We start from the raw sequence: 18,505 nt of genomic DNA, 5'->3' as shown, positions 1-18,505 counted from the left end.
AACTGACGGACCGCCACCCGTGACGGACTGGAGGCGCGGTGCCAGCTGGCACCGCGCCTCCAGTCCGTCAGCGACTCGCGACCACCGCGTCAGCGACGCACCGGCGTCGTCACCACCTGCCCCGCGTGGGCGAACCCTCCGCCGAAACCGAACAGCAGCGCCGGAACGCCCTCGGGCAGCGAGCCCCGCGACCACGCCTTGGACAACCCGAGGGGGACGCTCGCAGCCGAAGTGTTCCCCGACTCGACCACGTCCCGCACGACGAACTTCGACTCGCCGCCGAGCGCGGTGACGAGCGGCTCGATGATCCGCAGGTTCGCCTGGTGGAACGCGAACACCTCGATGTCGTCGAGCGTGAGCCCGGCGGCCTCCACGACGGCACGCGCGTGACCCTCCGCCTCGGTGATGGCCCAGCGGTAGATCGAGCGACCCTCCTGGTTGAAGTGGCCGGGATCGCCCTCGACCCGCACGGCGTCGAGCAGGTGCGGCACGCTCCCCCACGACACCGGTCCGATCTCCGGCGTGTCCGAGACGCCGACGACCGCTGCGCCCGCGCCGTCCCCGACGAGGACGCAGGTCGAGCGGTCGGTCCAGTCGGCGATGCTCGACAGGACCTCCGACCCGATCACGAGGGCCGTGTCGGCGGACCCCATCCGGACGGACTGGTCGGCGAGTCCCAGGGCGTACTCGAACCCGGAGCACGCGGTGTTGATGTCGATCGGCGCTGCCTGGGCGGAGAGGCCGAGCGCCGCCGCGACCCGACCGGCGGTGTACGGCGCCCGGTCCTGGTGGGTGGTCGACGCGACGATGACGAGGCCGACCTCGGACGGATCGACGCCCGCGTCGGCGAGGGCGTTGCGGCCCGCCTCGATCGCCATCGACGTGACGGTGTCGTCGGGTCCGGCGATGTGCCGGGTCTCGATGCCGGTACGGGTGCGGATCCACTCGTCGTTCGTGTCGACCATGGTCGACAGCTCGTCGTTGGTGAGGACCTTGGCGGGCTGGTGGTGCCCGAACCCGAGGATCCGGCTGCCACGGAGTGCTGGGGTGTTCATCCTCGGCACGCTACTCCGCCTCGTGACCCGGTCATGCGCGGCGCGGCATACGTCACTTCCGGGCAGCCGCGGTGGACCGGTCGTTCGCCTTCTTGATCGCGTCGACCAGTTCGTCCTTGTTCATCGTCGATCGGCCGCTGATGTCGAGCCGTTTCGCGACGTCCATCAGGTGCGCCTTCGAGGCATTCGCGTCGACGCCGCCCTCGGTCTTCCCCGAAGAACCCGAAGAACCCGAACCCGAAGAACCCGAACCCCGGGAGCCGGCAGCGCCGGAGTCGGACGGCCCGGAGGACTCCTTCTCCTCCCAGTGGTCGCCGACCTTCTCGTACTCGTGCTTCACGGCGGCGAACGCGGTGCGGTGCGCCCGCTCGCCCGGTCCGTAGGACTCGTTCGCCGAGTCGAGCGCCTTCTCGAAGATCTCCTGCGCGTGCTCCGGCGACCGCTGCAGGGTGCTGGGGATCTCGTCCTTGGCTGGCATGGGTGACTCCTCTCGCTTGACCCCTCCTGACTACTCCCCGAACCCCGACCGGTACTCCCAGGGCCTGGCTCCCCCAGCGCGTCACGAGTAGACCGAGGTGATGGACTACACACATCTCGGACGGACAGGGCTGTCGGTCTCGCGCGCAGTGCTCGGCACCATGAACTTCGGTCCGGAGACCAGCGAGGACGACTCGCACGCGATCATGGACCGGGCGCACGAGCTCGGCGTGAACTTCTTCGACACCGCCAACGGCTACGGCGGCTCGGTGGGCAAGGGCGCCACCGAGGAGATCATCGGCCGCTGGTTCGCCAAGGGCGGCGGACGTCGCGAGAAGACGGTCCTCGCCACCAAGGTCTACGGCGAGATGATCGACTGGCCGAACGGCGGCAAGCTCTCGGCGTACAACATCCGCCAGTCGCTCGACGCCTCGCTGCGCCGCCTGCAGACCGACCACATCGACCTGTACCAGATGCACCACGTCGACCGGGACACCCCGTGGGACGAGATCTGGCAGGCCATGGAACTCGCGGTCGCGCAGGGCAAGGTGCTCTACGTCGGCTCGTCGAACTTCGCCGGCTGGCACATCGCCCAGGCGCAGGAAGCCGCGAAGCACCGCAACTTCCTCGGCCTCGTCAGCGAGCAGTCGATCTACAACCTCGTCGTCCGCGACGTCGAGCGCGAGGTCCTGCCCGCCGCCCGCCACTACGGACTCGGCGTGATCCCGTGGTCCCCGTTGCAGGGCGGGTTCCTCGGCGGCGTGATCGAGAAGACCGAGAACGGCTCGCGTCGCCTCTCCGGCCGCAGTGCCGAGTACGTCGACTCGCACCGTGACCAGATCCAGGCCTACGAGTCCTTCGCGAAGGAGCTCGGCCACACCCCCGGCGAGCTCGCCCTCGCGTGGCTGCTGCACCAGCCCGGCGTCACCGCGCCGATCACCGGCCCGCGCACGATGGAGCAGTGGGAGTCCGCGGTCCGCGCCGTCGACATCCGCCTCGACCAGCGTGCGCTGGACCGGCTCGACGAGATCTTCCCGGGGCACAAGACCTCGCCGGAGGACTACGCCTGGTGACGTCCCCGACGGAACCAGCGGGTCGCTGACGCGACCATCTGCCTGGAGGCGCGGTGCGGGTCGGACCCGCACCGCGCCTCCAGTGCGTGGTCACGTCCAGAGCGTGACCAGCGTCGCGATCAGAGGCGCGCGATCTCGTCGTCCTGCAGGCCGATCGCCCGCAGGTACGCGTCGACCGAGCCCCAGCGACGCTCGACGTGATCGATGACCGTGGTCATGATCTCCGGCACGCACCGTTGCGCGATCGCGGTGGCCTCGGGGTCGGCGCTCGCTGCGCGTTCCCGTGCGAAGCGGTCGACGAGCCGCTCGGCACTCATGGCGTAGTCCTCGCCGATCGAGTCGATGTCCGCGCCCCAGTGCCGTGCGAGCAGCGCGCTGACGATCCCGGTGCGGTCCTTCCCGGCCGAGCAGCAGACCAGCACGTCACCGTCGGTGGCAGCGACGGCGCGGAGCGCTTCGGCGATCCCGGTGCGGTGCCGGTTGAGCCAGTCGATGTACTGGTCCTCGAGGGCGATGGCCTCGGCGGCCGACTCGAGCCCCGACGACGGATCGAACATCGGGACACCTCGGTAGCCGGGCGACGCCGCGAGCGGATGCGGCACGGCGGCGGTCTCGTCGACCCGGCGGAGATCGATCACCGCGGCGGGGCCGGGCGGGTAGGCGTCCGGTCCCACCGGCTCGGTGTTCGCCCGGTACACGGTCCGAGGGTGGTCGGCCTGGAGGGCGGTACCGCCGACGGGGCGGAGGTTGGTGAGGATGCTCGTCGTCGAGGTCATGCTTCCACTCTGCCGGGAACGAGCCGTCTGCGAGGATCGAACCATGAGTGAACACACCGAACTCATCGTCGCCCTCGACATCGCCGAGCGTGATCAGCGACGAATGGCTGCCGACGTGAACGATTGGCTCCGCGCGTCCGGCTGGAGCGTCCGATCGGCGTCCGCGAACGGACCGGATGCCCTCGGTGCGCACGCGGACTCGTTCCGTGAGTCGACGTGGAGCAGCGCACCGTCAAGCGCGATCCTCTGCTCCGTCGAGGACTCGATGTGGGACGCGGTCAGCGACATGGAAGGTCCGCGCTGCTGGCAGTGCGACAGCGAAATCGCCGACGAGGACATCTCGCACCTCGGCGACTGGATGTCCGGCCCAGAACCGGTGTTCACGTGCGGCCAGTGTGGAGCAGTTGCCCTCGCCGGCGACATGAACGTGGCGAGCAGTGTCGTGTTCGGGAACCCAGGAATCACGATCGAGTGTTTCGGGTACGACGGCATTGCCCTCGCGCGGCGGCTGCTGACCGAGGTCCGTGGATCATTCGCGAACCGATGGGCTTACGTGCACCGCCAACGGTGACCTCGTCTCGAGACTGGCGAGGCCCTGTCGTCCCGGCGCTCACGCGGAGGGCGGTAGCGCTCCTCGCCGCACCCGTGACCGTCCGAGCGCCGTGATGGCAACGTTCAGTTCAATGCCTGAGAACGTCGCCAGTACGAAGGGGAGGTCGTGTTCGGAACTCGGTTGAGTCCGAGTGCTCACCATTCAGTCGAAGACCTTCGGAACCGCGCCGTCGGCGAGCTCCTTTACTCGCTTGCCAACTTCGCGCAACAACGCCCGACCTGACCCGGAACCAAGGCGGTAGTTCGCGTTCATCCGACGAAGAAATGCGTCCACCTCCCGACCCTCGGCGCCGTCAGCACCCAGCGAGACGAACTCCTTCGACATTCCAGCAAGCTCTTCGCGGCTGAGCCCGTCGATGTAGAAGTCGACGTAGTCGGCAACGGACGAGTAGTCGTCCCACCAGTATTGGTAGAGGTTCTCCAGGAAGCCCCCAAGGAGAGGAATAGCCTCGGAGTAGTTCTCGTACCCGATCTCGGTCAATCCAGTCATGTCACCCTCCGAGCCGGGTCGGGTACGCGGTCCGGACCACGAAACCGCCTGGACTGTTCTCGTCCCACAACAACTGCATCCACATCTGCTCTTTGTCTGTGACCCCACCACCGAACCGCCGTCCGATCACCTGATCGAGCGTCGCGGTGATCGTGAAGATCTTGGGCTTGGGCTCCATGTTCAACCAGTTCGAGATCTCGTCGGCTCGGCTCGGCTCTCCAGGGTGCGGCCGATCAAACGGTTGAGATCGTCCCCAGGGAGACGGAATCCGTCCCGTCGGGCTCGGTGTTCACACCCGAAGCTCAGCCGTCCGCTGATCAGGATGCTGACTGCGCGTTGAGGAGTTCTTGACTGGCAAGAGCTACGAGCGGACGCATCAGGGCCTCGACATTGACCCGGACGACCTCGTCATCGTCGAGCGCCGCGCTCGTTGGCTCCACTGCATCCGCAGTCGACCCCGGTCGGAACTCGATCAGTCCGCCCTCGGACGCCTCACGACAGAGGCGCAAGACTTGCCCGACGCGCGTCGAGCCGACGAGTTCGCTGGAGACGACCTCAGCAACTTGATCTGCTTCCACTGCGACGCCGTCGTCATCACTACCGGCCTGGATGGCGTCGCGGATCATGTCCCGAACGATCATCCAGTTCTCATTGCTCGCCAGCGGCGCGAGCGCTGGTTGCCAAGCATCCACGAAACGAAGCGGATTGGCTGCGAGGCGCTGCACGAGCCACTCCGGCGTGGTCTTGGCATCCCGCGGGTGCTGCTTCAGATCTTCACGAAGCTGCGTGGTCTCGACGCGCTCAGATTGCACGATGTTGCCGTCGAGGTCGGCCTGGACCGGCCACTGCGGCTCAGTGTCCCAGTCGAAATCGAACCGATAGGCTCCCGAGCTCTCGACCTGGAGTCGACCCGTGAACCAAGCGCCGTGGTCCGCGTCAGACATGAAGGCTCGAAGATCCTTCCAGGCTTGCCACTCCGCCAGGTCGGCGGGAGGGCCGAAAGTCATCCCGCTCGCGGTGAGCACCGCGCGCTGCAGTCGCGACGAGACACCGACGTTCACAAAGACTGAAGTCGCGCGCGACCATGCGCTCGGCATGCGGTCGAGGGTCAAGGTCGCAAGGCGATTCTGCAAGCCGTGCAGATCTTCCACTGAGTTCAACCTTTCAGTCCTCAGGCGCACGGTCGGCAACCTTGATGCCCTCTGCCTCCCAGAGCACCTCGAGGGACTTTGCCAGGTCAACGAATGCCTCGAAACTCGGATCCGACGTGCTCTGGGTCACCGGTTCGCCGAATTCCTCGGAAGAAAAGTCCACTGCGACCGAGTTCGGTGCCACCCGTCGCGTTTGATGTGTGGCACCGGCTCGCACGCGGATCGCCGCATAGGTACCGTCAACCACTGGCGAGAGCAGCAAGAAGCTGAACCCCCGAGCCGGATCCGGCTCACCGTCGACACGCAGCAGGCTCGATCGCACGAGTTCGGGAACTGCGCTGTCCCTGTAGTCGACCGAGCCGACCTCGCTGCTCACCTTCCACGCTCCCTCGAACTCCGGGAACGCTCGGACGAACCGATCGCAACTCTGCAATGCGAGATCCGCGATCACCTCAGCGGACTGTTGCCGCGCCGCCCACTGCACTTTCATCTGGCAACCCGAAACGTCGATGACGCTGCTCACCATCCTGCAAACCCATCCGGTAGAGGCCGCTATTCCACGACCTGTCCATCGTAGTCGGCGGCGAGTCGAGCACTGTGGTGCTCACCACCGAACGGAACTGAATCCGTCCCTGATCTTCCTTCATGAAATCGGGTAGTCGCCCGTCGTGTCCACGAAGACCCGTTGACCGTCCTCGACGCGGAAGCCGTCGAGCGCGGTCTATCGGCCGTGTTCGGTGCGGATGACCAGGTCGGGGACCGTGCCGTCACCAGCTTGTTGGATACCCGTAAAGTACTGCTGCTCGGCCATCCCGGCATTGTTGCGCTTCACCAGTTCCCACGTCGCGGTGGCGTGGTCAGACTGCAGTTCGACGTGTCCGATCACCGGCTGGTCCCCGGGAGCGAACGGGAGCAGTTGTTGTTACCGCGGCTGAAACGGATGTCGCTAGGCCGACGGCCGGAACACGTGAGTTACGACTGCGTTCGCGAATTCCTTGAGGAACGCCCGCCCGCCCAATCCGGTGTGGGTCATCGGGTCGACGCTGGCGTTCAGCTTGAGGATGAGAGCCGACACAGTCGCATCGTCCATGCCGGTACTCAGTACTGAGTCGATCTCTGCTCGCACATCAGTTGCGGACTGCACAGATAATCCTTCAAGAGCATCATCGAATGCTTCAGAAGCATCACGATAGTCCATCTCCCAGGTGGGGTAGAAGATTGCAGGGAGAAGAGACGAAAGCGCAGGAAAGGTTCGACGAAGTTCTACTGTACGCAGATCTTCGATGTCAGGCATATATCACACCTCCGGTGGCGTTGGGAATGCGGTCTTGATGAAGAAGCCCTGCGGTGCAGAGGTATCGCGTCTGAGGATCACTGTGGCCGTGTGGCTATCGACGACTTCATGAAGGTAGTACCGACCAATCGGGTCCCGGAACGTCGCGGTGAACGCTTTAACCTTGTCCGGTCCCGACAACCACCTATCTACGGATCCCTTGTTCGCATCGAGCGCCTCACCGAGAACTCTATTGAGATCGTCGACAGTCAGCCGGAACGCGCCGTGACCGTTTTTCGGCATTGGGTCTCTACCCATGATCGATGAAGCATCACAGCGGGTTGTACCCGGGGAGCTCGGAACCGTACGGCGTCGCTACGAAGCCCGGACCGAGCAAGTCGGCGGGGACTGCGACTCCACGTGCTTCGTGGAGCGAACCGGCGGTCTCGGAGCCACTTGCGAAGACGCTCCGCCGTGGCCTGCGCGTCATCGGGCGCGATGTCGGGCGCGAGGATCTGCTGCCGGTCTTCAGTCACGATCCACCCCCGGTGAGCGATCACCCATCCACGCCGGGCAAACGCACCGCGCTGCGCTCGAACCCGACCAGCCCCTCGAGCGCGTCGCGGAGTAGGGCGATCTGCGGTGATAGCTGCGGATACTCAATCAGCGCCGGGCCCGCGTTGACAGAAGGGTCGATTCCACTCCACACGTGATCTTGAGTGGTTCCCTCGCTCGGAATCATCGACACGATGGATCGAAGCCGGCCCGCATCGACTTGATTCAAGACGTCCTGAAGGAAGCCATCGGCAACCTCATCGTCATCCAGCAGGTCGAGTTCATCGTCGAGGATCGCTTCACGTAGAAGCCGCTTCACGCCTTCAGCGATGACCATCCAGTCGGAATTCTCCTGCATCTTAAGCATCGCGCTCGGCCACACGGCGTCTCGGAATTCCGGGACCGGCAGGGACTGCAATTCCTCGAGCCATCGCGGCGTCATCTCCGGAACTCGCGGGTACCGAAGGAGATCAGCAAGCAACGCGGAGCGCTCGATGTCTCGGCCCTGCTGAACTGCCCCACCCGTACCCACACTGCTCGGCCAGACAGGGCGCTCATCCCACTCGAAATCCATGCTGTAATGACCGTCGCTCGACACCTTCAGGTGACCGGTCAACCATGCTCCGCGGTCGGCACCGGCCATGACGCCGCGAAGCCGCGACCAAGCACCGTAGAGCTCGATTGCGGGCGTGGGACGCTGCACAGACTGACCGTCAAAAGTCGAAAGAATGCCGTTGAGCTGCTGGGTGTTCGCGACCTCGACGAAAACGTCATGACAGGTCGCCCAACCTTCACCAAGCGTTCGCATCGTCAGCGCAGCTACTTCATTCTGCGCAGCGAGTTCAGCTTCCATCGATCCCAAGAATCGGCCTCCGTGTCAAAAACTTAAGAAGTCGTTGCTATCAATGCCTCGATGGATGCCGCTAAGCCAACGGCCGAAACACGTGAGTTACGACTGCGTTCGCGAATTCCTTGAGGAACACCCGCCCACCCAACCGTGTTCGGATCTTCCGTCTCTGCTGACAGCGCTCAGGATCTCGCCGCGGTCCTTGACAGCAAGTTTCTCAAGCGACGAATTCCTGAAGTCGTAACAGAAGGAGTGGTCCCGGAGCTCATCTCAAGACTTCACGACGTTCGCGATCTCCTGGTCCGCGAGCTGGTCGATAAGCGACAGCAGCACGACGACGTTGCGATGGAACGCTTGGTCGTTCCTGATCGCGTCTCGCGACGGGCCACCCTCGTCCGAATTCAGCTGCGCCGGCTCGTCGACCACACCAGCTGCCGCTGCATCTCGGAGTAAGCGCATCATCTGACTCACCCGTGTCGATGCCAGCAATTCACTGTAAACCGCTTCGGTGATCACATCACGTTCCAGTACGGCATCTCGATCATCGCCGAGCAGCTGGATCGTGTCACGGACCATTTCCCGGACGATCGACCAGTTCGGGCTGCTTCCGAGCGGCTCGAGTCGCGCGTCCCACCTGTCAGAGAAGTGCAGCGGAGATGCGCCGAGACGCTCGATGAGCCATGGTGGTGTCGTAGCCGCAGGCCGCGGGTGCATCACCATGTCTTCTCGCAATTCCGAATTCTCCACCGGCAATGAGTCCACGAGCTGTCCATCGATGTCGATCAGCAGTGGCCATCGGGGCTCGTCGTCCCAGGAGAACTCGAACTGGTAAGCACCACTTGAATCCAGGCGCAGGCGCCCTGTGAACCAGGCACCCTGTTCTGGTTCGGCCATGACTTCGCGCAGACGACTCCACGCCTCGAATTCCGCGAGGTCAGCGGGAGGGGTGTGAATGACTGCAACGCCAGTGTCGACGGCCCGCTCGATCCGCGCGGTCACGCCGAGACTGACGAAGACACTCGTCGAACGTTGCCACCCTGATCCCAGCCGGTCGAACGTGAGGATCGCGAGCGCATTCTGTTGGTCGATGACGTCAGATACAGAACTCAATCCGCGAGGCCTCCGGTCCTTGTTGCCGCCTCATGCGAGACGTGGTTCGTGACGCGGACTTGTTGCAGGTGCTCGACACCGTCCCGTCCCCAGTGGATCAAGAATATCGACTCACGATCAGCGCGACCAAGATGTTGTATCTCGCGGCTCAGGTACACCGAGGTGTTCGGATCTTCCCGCAGCATCTTGGAGATGGAGTTCTCCACCCTCCGGACTGCTCCCAGATTGACACTTCGGCCGTGTTCCGGAGTGAGATTCACGCCGTACGGTGAACCGCCATGGCCGGCCTACAGCAGTGCCCGCCATGGTCTTCGGCGAGTCGGTCCGGACCGCCAGCCAGCCGCTGCTCATCAGCGTCGCGCACGCGCTCGCGCTCGCTGAGCGGGTGGCGGCGATCGATCATCGCTTCACAACGACCTGGGCGGCACCGTCTACTTCAGTCGAACTCGACGCGGAGATCGGAGGCATCCCAGATGTCTTTGATCCTCAAGCCAAGGTCTCGGAACCGTTCGTCCGCGGGTATCGGCAGATCGATTTCTACCGCCTCACCAAAGCGGCGAGCACGAAAGTCTAAGACGAACTCGTTCGGTTTGTTGATGATGGTCTGGAACGCCGCACCAGCCGTTACCGATGCATGCAGCATTGACCCACCCGGAATCGCTGAAGCCAATGAGAGCGTGAATCCCCGTGCCGGTTCCGCAACGCCGTCGACTTCGTACGGCGACGAAGCGACGAGTCCCGACCATGACCTCTCATCTGCACTATCGATGTTCCGATCGTGGAACGTCCATATTCCATCGAACACAGGCAGCGCAACTTTGATCGCGGCGGAAGTCTCAACCAGACGAGCAGCGATCACGTCCGCAGACTCGGGCCTTGCATCCCAGTCTGCCACGAGGTACCAGTCGGTGACATTGGTCTGCACGCTTACCATCCCTTGAAATCGCGAGGCATCTCGATGTATTCTACCGATACATTCCTCAGTCGTCGAATCGCGTGGGCGAATTCTGCTGCGATATCCGGATCCCGAGTGAATACCCATCGCAACTGCACGTTTGGGTCCTCAAGCGCGTTAAGTTTGGCCATGGCCGACTTGGCCCATCCCTCGATCATCTCTGCCTTCCGGGCCGGCGACAGGCTTTGCAACCAGCCGTAGTTGCCCTTCACCTCGGTGACAGTCGGGCGCCCATCGACAATGCTGAAGTCATCGAGCTTCAACGGGTGAGTCGGATGTGCTTGATTCGGCACCTCGTACTCGGGGATCCGCCCGTCGGGCAGCGATTTGATCCCCGTCACCCACTCCTGGTCGAGCATCCCCTTGCCACCCTCGATGCGCTCGCTTGCGATCCAATGTCCAACGTGGCCATGCTCGGCCGCTCCGATGGTGGGCTGCAGGTCCCGTGCGGTGTCCGGCGGACGGAAACCAGTCCGAGATTCCATTTGTGCGTGCTCGAGTTCCCGCGGAGAGTCAGCGATGTGTCCGCGCGCCCCATTTGACGGATCAAGGGCACCGGCACCATCGCCGTGAGCGATCCCGGGAGACGCAGCGGGGTCGACCCCTGATTCCGTCTCAGCGTGAGGCATCGATTCCTGGCCCACGGCCGGTCGCGGCGTCGTCTCACCCTCCACCCGATCCGCCACCGAGTGCAACCAGTGCCCACCCGAACCCGGGTTCCCCACCTCGATGTGCGGCCGCCCGAGCCCCACTCCGAACCCGTCCGGCGTCGCCATGGCGTGCTCGACGCTGACCTTCACGGTCGGGATCCGGTCCCCGAGCCCTCGGAGTGCATCCGCGAACCCGCCACGCCCCCGCGCCAGCAGGTCCGAGACTCCCGACAACGCCTTGCCCGGCAGGCTCGACAGCGCATCCCCGACCCGCACGATCGTGGTGCCGGCGGCCGCGACCTTCGAACCGATCGCCGCGAGCTTGCTGCCGTCGGCCCCGAGCACCGCGAGCCGCGACCCGAGCGCCGCCACCTTCGCGCCCGCGCCGATCTCGCCCGCGCCGGGGATGAACAGCGTGCCGATGTTGAACGCGGCACCACCGGCAGCGTGAGCGGGGTCGTCCCGCCAGTCCTCCGGTGATCCGACGAAGCCCTCGACGAGGGTCTTCTGCTTGTCCATGATGTTCCGCGCGGTGTCACCGACGACATCCGGCAGGACGCCCTTCGGCAGTGCCGCGGCGATCAGGAGCGGCGGGCTGCCCATCAGGACGATCAGCCCGAGGGACTCCGCGAAGCCCTTCCAGGACTGCGCCGCCCAGTCGCCGTCACCCCACTCGCCGGTCTGCGAGTTGTACCCGATCAGCCCGCCGAGTCCCTCGACCGTGCCCTTCGCGGCGTCGTACACGCCGGAGTCGAACGATTCCTGGCACGACTGGTCGCCGCGCCCGGTGCTCCCCCACGGCATCGGTTCGTTCGCCTTGACTGCGGCCGTGTAGTCGACGGCCTGCACCGGCGCCAGGCACATGTCGGTGCGCAGCCCGTTGATCGCGTTGACACACTCAGCGGACGCGGCGGAGAGCTTCGTCTCCTGCTCGGCGACCTTGGTGAGCAGCTCGTTGTTCTCGTCGACGTACGGCGTGTACTGATCCCACGGCAGGTGCACGTCATCGAGCACCTCGCCGAAGTTCTGGACGAGCCCGACGATGCCCTGGTTGGCCGGGTGCTCCGGGTCCCACGGGCCGACGGTCTTGCCCTTCAGCGCCTTCTCGACGAACGTCGCGGCCTCGGCCTTCAGTTCGACGAGCCGCTTCGCGATGGGCGCGACCGCCGTCGCGTAGTCGCCGATGAACGTCGACGCCTTCTGCAGGGTCGCGGCGAGTGCCGCGGTGTCGGTCTCGACGCCGTCCATGACCGCGAGCAGGTCTGCCGAGTCCGGTGTCGTGTAGCTGCTGCCGAGCTTCGCCCACGCGGTCTTCACCTCGCCGCCGCGGGTCTCGACGTCGGTGGCCGACGTCGAGAAGGCCGTGCCGGCGGTCTCGACCTTCGCCGCGTCGATGTTCGCGCCGGGGATCGCATCCGGATCGATCAGGCCGTCGGCGCGGCACTGGCTCGTCACTGGTCACCACCCAGGTCGAAGGCCGAGAAATCGCCGGTACTGGAGGCACGGATCGCGTTGGTCTGCGCCGTCGCGGCCATCTCCTCGTCACCGTGGTAGTAAGCGAGGGTCGCGGTGGCAGCACCGGCCAGACCGGCGGTGATGTGGTTACCCACGCGCTGCAGGAGGGCCGAGTGGCTCTCGATGAGCGCGGCGACGGCACCGGCGACCGCCTGGTCGTCCCCGACGGCGGTCGTGAGCGCCGCGTGGGCGTCGGCGAGGCCGTCGAACGCGGTCGAGAGGTTCGTCGCCGCGGTCTCGGTGTCGGTGAGCGTCGTCTGCACGCCCGCGGGCTCGATCTGCCAGCCGTTCCCCATGGCTCCCCCTGGTCGTGGTCCCGCTCGGTCAGAGCGATCGCGTGGTCACTGCGCGGCTCGGGACTCCGCCGTTCCCCCGGCGGCGTCCGCGATGCTGTGCACGATCCGCTCGGCCGTCCCCCGGAACGGGGGTTGCGCGGCCGCGTGGATCTCGGTCCACCATAGCCGATCACCCGCCACCGACAACGGTCTGGCGAGCAGCCGCTCCGCGTCGGTGACGCTGTCGAGCCGGCGGGACTGGAAGAGCGTGAGGAGCACCACCCCGTCGTCCGACACGAGCTGCAACGCATCGCCCGCCCAGAGCTGGCGGATGCCGATCGTCGGGTCGACCGCAGCGGCCCCGGTCAGCACGGCAGCGGCATCCACGTGGTCGGCGCTGAGGATGGTCCACTCGGCGCTCATCGGTCCGCCCCGAACCCGAGCAGTTCGACGGCACGGGGGCCGAGCGCGGTGCCGAGCTCGGCGAGCCGCCGCCAGCGGGCCTCCACCTCGGCGCCCCCGGTCAGCCCTGCGGTCGGCGGCGAGAAGTCGAGCAGCAGCGACGGCACGCGCGGCGTCCCGACCGGCGTGGCACCCACCGGCAACGAACCGGTGTCGACGCCGAGGTCCCGCACGGCGGCGGCACCGACGACCGCTCCGAGGGGGACGGGCATGCCGCGCTGCCGAGCGGCGAGGGTCGCATCCGGGTGCCCGCCTGACCGCCACGCCGTCGCGAGCAGCACTCGCTGTCGACGCGCGAGGTCGGCCAGGACGTCGACGACCGGACCGTCCACCGGAGGCGAGTCGTTCCCGGTGACCGGCACCGTGCCTCCCGGCCGTGGCAGTGCCAACCGTGTCTCCTCGGTGACGCCCGTCGCGGACCGTTCGATGCGGAGTTGCACCGCAGCGAACCCGCCGTCGACCGGGGCGACGGCGACGAGCCGGGTCGGACGGGGCGCGCGCCCGCGGGCGTAGTCGGTGACGGCGCCGACGCTCCAGGCGAGCGTGGCCGGCTCGACCGTGCCCCAGGCGGTCGGCGCGCTGCCGGCGAGTCCCTCGAGCAGGAGCTCGGCGGTACGGCCGATGCCGGCTTGCTCGGTGGCGGGGTGGTGGACGGACACGATCAGCTCGACCCAGGGGACCTCGTCGGCGCCGAGCCGGGTGGTGCGCGGCGAGGCCTGCGGGGCGAGCATCGCGGTCGCGACGTCGTCGACGACCTCGGCGGAACCGGCGGCGCGGTAGCGGTCGCCCTCGCGGACGACCCACGCGCTGCTCGTGCGCCGGAGCATCGCGAGCATCGCCGGGGTGAGGCGGCTCGTGGGCGGGGTGAGCAGCACGAACGCGAGGTCGGCGGCACGGGTCTCGAGCACCAGGCCCATGCGGGCGGAGGAGAGCGACACGATCGCGGCGTCGGTCTCGGAGACGACGAAGCCGGGCCCGACGGCGTCGACCAGCGGGTGCGCGAGGGTGACGTCGTCCACGCCGGAACCCTACCGGTCGCTCGCCGTTCGGGATCGCACCACGGATCCGACGTCGAACCGGGCAGCGCGACCGGTTCGACGTCGGATCCGTGGTTCGACGCACCCAGCCCGCGCCGCAGCGCGCCGCCGAGCACCCCCGGCACGACGACGGGCCCCGCGCTGCTGTGTGCGCGGGGCCCGTCGGACGGGTGGTGCTGGTGACTAGCGGACGGAGACCGGGGTCTCGTCGCGGTCCTCGTAGAGGACGTAGCCCTCTTCACCGTGGACGGCGGTGTCGATGCCGGCGACCTCGTCCTCGGTCTTGACGCGGAAGCCCATCGTCTTCTCGATGATCATGCCGATGATGAACGCGAGGATGAACGAGTAGGCGCCGACGGCACCGGCAGCAGCGGCCTGCTTGCCGAGCTGAGCGAACGAACCGGAGTAGATCAGGCCGGTGTCGTTGGCGAAGAAGCCGAGGTACAGCGTGCCGACGATGCCGCCGACCAGGTGCACGCCGACCACGTCGAGCGAGTCGTCGAAGCCGAGGCGGTACTTCCAGTCGATCGCGAAGCAGCAGATGATGCCCGCGATGAAGCCGAGCAGGATGCCCCAGCCCGGGGTCAGGTTGGCACATGCCGGGGTGATCGCGACGAGGCCGGTGACGGCACCCGAGGCGGCACCGATCGAGGTGGCCTTGCCGTCCTTGAGCTTCTCGACGAGCAGCCAACCGAGGATCGCGGCGGCGGGGGCGGCGAGCGTGTTCACCCAGGCGATCGCGGCGATGCCGTCAGCAGCGCCCTCGGACCCGGCGTTGAACCCGAACCAGCCGAACCACAGGATCGCGGCACCGAGCAGGACGAAGGGCGGGTTGTGCGGCTTGTGCGCACCCTTGGCGAAGCCGACGCGCTTGCCGAGGACGATCGCCAGGGCGAGACCCGCTGCACCGGCGTTGATGTGCACCGCGGTGCCACCGGCGAAGTCGATGACGCCCCACGTGGCGGCCCAACCCGAGGTGAGGTTGAAGACCCACGAGGCGACCGGGAAGTACACCACGGTGACCCAGACGCCCGCGAAGACCATCCAGGCGCCGAACTTGGCGCGGTCGGCGATGGCGCCGGAGATGAGCGCGACCGTGATGATCGCGAAGGTGGCCTGGAAGCCGACGAACGCCATCGACGGGTACGCGGCGTTGATCGTCGAGGCCTTGGCCTCCTCGAACGCCTGGCCGAGACCGATCTGGTTCCAGTCGATGCTGAAGAAGCCGACGACGCCGGAGACCGCCGTGCCGTCACCGTGGTTGGCGAAGGCGATCGCGTAGCCGTAGAGCACCCAGAGGACGCTCACCAAGGCGATCGCCCCGAAGGACATCATCATCATGCTGATGACGGACTTGGCCTTCACCAGACCGCCGTAGAAGAAGGCCAGGCCGGGTGTCATGAACAACACCAGCGCCGCCATGACCAACACGAACGTCGTGTTGCCCTGATCAAGCATCTGTTCACCTCTCGATTGCACCAACGGCTCTTGGACCGCTTCGGGTGTGACGAGTCTGGCGACGTGAGGTTTCACGAGGGAGCACGAAGTGTTTCGCGGGTGTAACGCGAGGGCGCTCCGTGTAAACGTCGTGTTTCGTACCCCGGTCAGTCCCCTGAACGAGGGGCGTGCAGACGATCAGGCACGGGACAGCGCGACGACCCGGCTGGCAGCGCGGAGGTACTTCTTCCGGTAGCCGCCGCTCAGCATCGACTCCGGGTAGACCTGGTCGAGCGGGGTGCCGGACGCGACGATCCTGACCTGGGCGTCGTACAGCCGGTCGACGAGTGCCACCCAGCGGAGCGCGTCGGTCTGGTCGGCGAACGCCTGCACGTCGGTCAGCCCGACGGCGTCGAGCCCCTCCACCATGGCGACGTACTTCGACGGGTGCACCGAGCCGAGGTGCGCGACGACGGTCCGGAAGTCGTCGAGCGTCACCTCGCCCGCGGGCAGCGACCCCGGGACGTCGGTGACCACCCGGGCCGACTCGTCGACCGCGCGGCGGCGGTAGTCGAGGCCGTCGATGCGCAGGGTGTCGAACCGGTCGGACATCGCCTGGATCTCACGGAGGAAGTCCTGTGCCGCGAACCGTCCCTCGCCGAGGGCCCCCGGCGGGGTGTTCGACGTCGCGGCGAAGCGGGTGCCGGTCTCGGACAGCTCCTTGATGAGCCGGGTCATCACCATCGTGTCGCCCGGGTCGTCGAGCTCGAACTCGTCGATGCAGACGAGCGCCGTCCCGCGCAGCAGGTCGACCGTCCCCTGGAACCCGAGGGCGCCCACGAGCGCGGTGTACTCGATGAAGGTGCCGAAGGTCTTCCGGCCGGAGGCCGCGTGGTACGCCGCGGCGAGCAGGTGGGTCTTGCCCACCCCGAAGCCGCCGTCGAGGTAGACGCCGGACGTGGCGGCAGCGTCCGTCGAGGCCGCCTTCCGACGCCCGAACAGCCCGCGACGCGGCGAGGCGGCCTCCGGTCCCGCGACGACGAACGCCTCCACCGCGTCCCGGACCTCCGCCTGCGACGGGTAGTCCGGGTCGGGCCGGTACGACGCGAACGACGCCTCCGTGAACTGGGGCGGCGGGACCAGCGACGCTGCCATCTGCTGCGGGGTGACCTGCGGGTCACGGTCGACGAGACGAGCTGGCTGTGGCAACTGCGAGACCCTCCGGGAAGCATGTCGTGCGGTGTCACGTTGCAGGAGGCGACGGCACGTCCGCGTACCGTTGCCCAGAGGCACCGACGACCGATCCTAGTCCCGGTGCCGTCCCGACGATCCGTCGGAGCACGTCGCCCGCACCCTGGAGGTAGCCCACCATGACCGCACCGGTCGACCCGTCCGAGAAGTTCACCGCCTACGCGCACCCGGAGCGCCTCGTCTCCACCGAGTGGCTGCAGGAACAGCTCGACGCGGACACCCCCGACCTGGTCGTCGTCGAGTCCGACGAGGACGTCCTGCTCTACGAGACCGGGCACATCCCCGGCTCCGTGAAGATCGACTGGCACACCGACCTCAACGACCCGGTGCTGCGCGACTACGTCGACGGCGAGGCCTTCGCGGAGCTCCTCGGCGGCAAGGGCATCGGCCGCGAGACGACCGTGGTGATCTACGGCGACAAGAACAACTGGTGGGCCGCCTACACGCTGTGGGTCTTCTCGCTCTTCGGCCACGAAGACGTCCGTCTCCTCGACGGCGGCCGCGCGAAGTGGATCGCCGAGGACCGCGCGATCACCACCGACCCCACGAGGGTCACGCCGGTCGAGTACCCGGTCGTGGACCGCATCGACACCGAGATCCGCGCCTACAAGGACGACGTCCTCGCCCACCTCGGCAAGCCCCTCATCGACGTCCGCAGCGGGCCCGAGTACAGCGGCGAGCGGACCACCGCGCCGGACTACCCGGAGGAGGGCGCCCTCCGCGCCGGCCACGTCCCCACCGCGGTCAACATCCCGTGGGCGACCGCCGCCGCACCCGACGGCACCTTCCGGTCGCGCCAGGAGCTCGACGCGATCTACCGCGAGGGCGCCGGCATCGGCGACGCCGACGAGGTCATCGCCTACTGCCGCATCGGCGAGCGGTCGAGCCACACCTGGTTCGTCCTGCAGCACCTGCTCGGCTACGAGAACGTCCGCAACTACGACGGCTCGTGGACGGAGTGGGGCAGCGCCGTCCGCGTCCCGATCGCCGTCGGCACCGAACCGGGTACGCTGCCGAACCGATGACCGACGCACTCCCCCAGCCCCTCGCCGAGATCCGCGACGACTTCCTCGAGCTGTCCCAGCAGGACCGGCTGCAGCTCCTCCTCGAGTTCTCGAACGAGCTCCCGGCGCTGCCCGAACGGTTGCAGGGCCACGAGGACGAACTCGAACGCGTCGAGGAGTGCCAGTCCCCCGTCTTCATCACGGTGACGGTGGGCGAGGACGGTGACCCCGACGACGTCGTCCGCATGCACGCGACGGCCCCGCGCGAGGCGCCGACCACCCGTGGCTTCGCGTCGATCCTGGCGCAGGGCCTGTCCGGCCTGACCGTCGCGCAGGTGCTCGCCGTGCCGGCCGACTACCCGCTGACGCTCGGGCTCTCCGAGGCGGTCAGCCCGCTGCGGATCCGCGGGATGGTCGGCATGCTCGGCCGGGTGCAGCGACAGGTCGGGCTGCAGACCGCAGACGCAACCGCCTGACGGCCGGGAGGCACGGTGCCAGCT

The 18,505-nt window shown here is 67.0% G+C and carries 23 protein-coding genes; 4 read left to right on the top strand and 19 right to left on the bottom strand.

Annotated elements, in window-relative coordinates; translation table 11 throughout:
- Nucleotides 1-89: 89 nt before the first annotated feature.
- A complete protein-coding gene (locus BIU96_RS04395; protein ID WP_071291407.1) occupies nt 90-1,055 on the bottom strand; it encodes a beta-ketoacyl-ACP synthase III in 966 nt (321 codons plus the stop codon).
- 52 nt (nt 1,056-1,107) lie between these two features.
- The gene (locus BIU96_RS04390; protein WP_071291406.1) at nt 1,108-1,533 is read right to left on the bottom strand and encodes a ChaB family protein; all 426 of its coding nucleotides are present in this window, start codon (nt 1,531-1,533) and stop codon (nt 1,108-1,110) included.
- 100 nt (nt 1,534-1,633) lie between these two features.
- Here BIU96_RS04390 and BIU96_RS04385 point away from each other — a divergent pair, with 100 nt between their 5' ends.
- Nucleotides 1,634-2,605, top strand: a complete 972-nt coding sequence (locus tag BIU96_RS04385; RefSeq protein WP_071291405.1) for an aldo/keto reductase — start codon at nt 1,634-1,636, stop codon at nt 2,603-2,605.
- 119 nt (nt 2,606-2,724) lie between these two features.
- Here the strand turns inward: BIU96_RS04385 and BIU96_RS04380 are convergent, their stop codons facing one another.
- The gene (locus BIU96_RS04380; protein ID WP_071291404.1) at nt 2,725-3,381 is read right to left on the bottom strand and encodes a tyrosine-protein phosphatase; all 657 of its coding nucleotides are present in this window, start codon (nt 3,379-3,381) and stop codon (nt 2,725-2,727) included.
- On the opposite strand from BIU96_RS04380, the gene BIU96_RS19720 reads away from it, so the two are divergent.
- Nucleotides 3,362-3,952, top strand: coding sequence for a hypothetical protein (locus BIU96_RS19720; RefSeq protein ID WP_175477454.1), 591 nt, complete (start codon nt 3,362-3,364; stop codon nt 3,950-3,952). The genes BIU96_RS04380 and BIU96_RS19720 overlap by 20 nt on opposite strands.
- A gap of 183 nt (nt 3,953-4,135) precedes the next feature.
- Here the strand turns inward: BIU96_RS19720 and BIU96_RS04370 are convergent, their stop codons facing one another.
- The 16 genes from BIU96_RS04370 to zapE form a co-directional block, all read right to left on the bottom strand.
- Complete coding sequence (locus BIU96_RS04370; protein ID WP_071291402.1) at nt 4,136-4,483, bottom strand: hypothetical protein; 348 nt, start codon at nt 4,481-4,483, stop codon at nt 4,136-4,138.
- 1 nt (nt 4,484) lies between these two features.
- On the bottom strand, nt 4,485-4,661 hold the full coding sequence (locus BIU96_RS19715) for a hypothetical protein (protein ID WP_175477453.1): 177 nt from the start codon (nt 4,659-4,661) through the stop codon (nt 4,485-4,487).
- Between the two features lie 139 nt (nt 4,662-4,800).
- The gene (locus BIU96_RS04365) at nt 4,801-5,634 is read right to left on the bottom strand and encodes a hypothetical protein (protein WP_139199795.1); all 834 of its coding nucleotides are present in this window, start codon (nt 5,632-5,634) and stop codon (nt 4,801-4,803) included.
- 13 nt (nt 5,635-5,647) lie between these two features.
- Nucleotides 5,648-6,157: a hypothetical protein gene (locus tag BIU96_RS04360; protein WP_139199793.1), complete on the bottom strand. Its 510-nt coding sequence runs from the start codon at nt 6,155-6,157 to the stop codon at nt 5,648-5,650.
- Nucleotides 6,158-6,355: 198 nt separating this feature from the next.
- Nucleotides 6,356-6,520, bottom strand: coding sequence for a hypothetical protein (locus BIU96_RS19710; protein WP_175477452.1), 165 nt, complete (start codon nt 6,518-6,520; stop codon nt 6,356-6,358).
- A 60-nt stretch (nt 6,521-6,580) separates the two neighbouring features.
- Complete coding sequence (locus tag BIU96_RS19335) at nt 6,581-6,928, bottom strand: hypothetical protein (RefSeq protein ID WP_139199791.1); 348 nt, start codon at nt 6,926-6,928, stop codon at nt 6,581-6,583.
- Nucleotides 6,929-6,931: 3 nt separating this feature from the next.
- The gene (locus BIU96_RS19330; RefSeq protein ID WP_139199789.1) at nt 6,932-7,225 is read right to left on the bottom strand and encodes an RNase A-like domain-containing protein; all 294 of its coding nucleotides are present in this window, start codon (nt 7,223-7,225) and stop codon (nt 6,932-6,934) included.
- Between the two features lie 238 nt (nt 7,226-7,463).
- Nucleotides 7,464-8,315 (bottom strand): hypothetical protein, encoded by an 852-nt coding sequence (locus BIU96_RS04355; protein ID WP_139199787.1) that lies wholly within the window; start codon nt 8,313-8,315, stop codon nt 7,464-7,466.
- Nucleotides 8,316-8,579: 264 nt separating this feature from the next.
- Nucleotides 8,580-9,419 carry a hypothetical protein gene (locus tag BIU96_RS04350; protein WP_071291398.1) on the bottom strand — a complete coding sequence of 280 codons (840 nt, stop codon included), beginning with the start codon at nt 9,417-9,419 and terminating at the stop codon, nt 8,580-8,582.
- 436 nt (nt 9,420-9,855) lie between these two features.
- Entirely contained in the window at nt 9,856-10,344 is a 489-nt protein-coding gene (locus BIU96_RS19325; protein WP_139199785.1) for a hypothetical protein, read from the bottom strand.
- Nucleotides 10,345-10,346: 2 nt separating this feature from the next.
- Nucleotides 10,347-12,479 (bottom strand): hypothetical protein, encoded by a 2,133-nt coding sequence (locus BIU96_RS04340; protein ID WP_071291396.1) that lies wholly within the window; start codon nt 12,477-12,479, stop codon nt 10,347-10,349.
- A complete protein-coding gene (locus BIU96_RS04335; RefSeq protein WP_071291395.1) occupies nt 12,476-12,835 on the bottom strand; it encodes a DUF6507 family protein in 360 nt (119 codons plus the stop codon). The genes BIU96_RS04340 and BIU96_RS04335 overlap by 4 nt, the downstream gene beginning before the upstream one ends.
- A gap of 45 nt (nt 12,836-12,880) precedes the next feature.
- Nucleotides 12,881-13,237, bottom strand: coding sequence for a hypothetical protein (locus tag BIU96_RS04330; RefSeq protein WP_071291394.1), 357 nt, complete (start codon nt 13,235-13,237; stop codon nt 12,881-12,883).
- Nucleotides 13,234-14,295: a DUF6177 family protein gene (locus tag BIU96_RS04325; RefSeq protein WP_071291393.1), complete on the bottom strand. Its 1,062-nt coding sequence runs from the start codon at nt 14,293-14,295 to the stop codon at nt 13,234-13,236. The genes BIU96_RS04330 and BIU96_RS04325 overlap by 4 nt, the downstream gene beginning before the upstream one ends.
- A gap of 201 nt (nt 14,296-14,496) precedes the next feature.
- Nucleotides 14,497-15,771: an ammonium transporter gene (locus BIU96_RS04320; RefSeq protein ID WP_071291392.1), complete on the bottom strand. Its 1,275-nt coding sequence runs from the start codon at nt 15,769-15,771 to the stop codon at nt 14,497-14,499.
- A gap of 177 nt (nt 15,772-15,948) precedes the next feature.
- The gene (zapE, locus tag BIU96_RS04315; protein WP_083402652.1) at nt 15,949-16,905 is read right to left on the bottom strand and encodes a cell division protein ZapE; all 957 of its coding nucleotides are present in this window, start codon (nt 16,903-16,905) and stop codon (nt 15,949-15,951) included.
- Nucleotides 16,906-17,120: 215 nt separating this feature from the next.
- On the opposite strand from zapE, the gene BIU96_RS04310 reads away from it, so the two are divergent.
- Complete coding sequence (locus BIU96_RS04310; RefSeq protein WP_071291390.1) at nt 17,121-18,026, top strand: sulfurtransferase; 906 nt, start codon at nt 17,121-17,123, stop codon at nt 18,024-18,026.
- Nucleotides 18,023-18,481: a SufE family protein gene (locus BIU96_RS04305; RefSeq protein WP_071291389.1), complete on the top strand. Its 459-nt coding sequence runs from the start codon at nt 18,023-18,025 to the stop codon at nt 18,479-18,481. The genes BIU96_RS04310 and BIU96_RS04305 overlap by 4 nt, the downstream gene beginning before the upstream one ends.
- Nucleotides 18,482-18,505 lie beyond the last annotated feature (24 nt).

It is taken from the genome of Curtobacterium sp. MCBA15_008 (assembly GCF_001865065.1).
Classification (GTDB): domain Bacteria; phylum Actinomycetota; class Actinomycetes; order Actinomycetales; family Microbacteriaceae; genus Curtobacterium.
This window is presented reverse-complemented; position numbering and strand designations above follow the sequence as displayed.

Coding starts and splice junctions, on each gene's coding strand:
- BIU96_RS04395 (WP_071291407.1), bottom strand. CDS start 1,055: ATGAACACCCCAGCACTCCGTGGCAGCCGGATCCTCGGGTTCGGGCAC.
- BIU96_RS04390 (WP_071291406.1), bottom strand. CDS start 1,533: ATGCCAGCCAAGGACGAGATCCCCAGCACCCTGCAGCGGTCGCCGGAG.
- BIU96_RS04385 (WP_071291405.1), top strand. CDS start 1,634: ATGGACTACACACATCTCGGACGGACAGGGCTGTCGGTCTCGCGCGCA.
- BIU96_RS19720 (WP_175477454.1), top strand. CDS start 3,362: ATGCTCGTCGTCGAGGTCATGCTTCCACTCTGCCGGGAACGAGCCGTC.
- BIU96_RS04380 (WP_071291404.1), bottom strand. CDS start 3,381: ATGACCTCGACGACGAGCATCCTCACCAACCTCCGCCCCGTCGGCGGT.
- BIU96_RS04370 (WP_071291402.1), bottom strand. CDS start 4,483: ATGACTGGATTGACCGAGATCGGGTACGAGAACTACTCCGAGGCTATT.
- BIU96_RS19715 (WP_175477453.1), bottom strand. CDS start 4,661: ATGGAGCCCAAGCCCAAGATCTTCACGATCACCGCGACGCTCGATCAG.
- BIU96_RS19335 (WP_139199791.1), bottom strand. CDS start 6,928: ATGCCTGACATCGAAGATCTGCGTACAGTAGAACTTCGTCGAACCTTT.
- BIU96_RS19330 (WP_139199789.1), bottom strand. CDS start 7,225: ATGGGTAGAGACCCAATGCCGAAAAACGGTCACGGCGCGTTCCGGCTG.
- BIU96_RS04355 (WP_139199787.1), bottom strand. CDS start 8,315: ATGGAAGCTGAACTCGCTGCGCAGAATGAAGTAGCTGCGCTGACGATG.
- BIU96_RS04335 (WP_071291395.1), bottom strand. CDS start 12,835: ATGGGGAACGGCTGGCAGATCGAGCCCGCGGGCGTGCAGACGACGCTC.
- BIU96_RS04330 (WP_071291394.1), bottom strand. CDS start 13,237: ATGAGCGCCGAGTGGACCATCCTCAGCGCCGACCACGTGGATGCCGCT.
- BIU96_RS04320 (WP_071291392.1), bottom strand. CDS start 15,771: ATGCTTGATCAGGGCAACACGACGTTCGTGTTGGTCATGGCGGCGCTG.
- zapE (WP_083402652.1), bottom strand. CDS start 16,905: ATGGCAGCGTCGCTGGTCCCGCCGCCCCAGTTCACGGAGGCGTCGTTC.
- BIU96_RS04310 (WP_071291390.1), top strand. CDS start 17,121: ATGACCGCACCGGTCGACCCGTCCGAGAAGTTCACCGCCTACGCGCAC.
- BIU96_RS04305 (WP_071291389.1), top strand. CDS start 18,023: ATGACCGACGCACTCCCCCAGCCCCTCGCCGAGATCCGCGACGACTTC.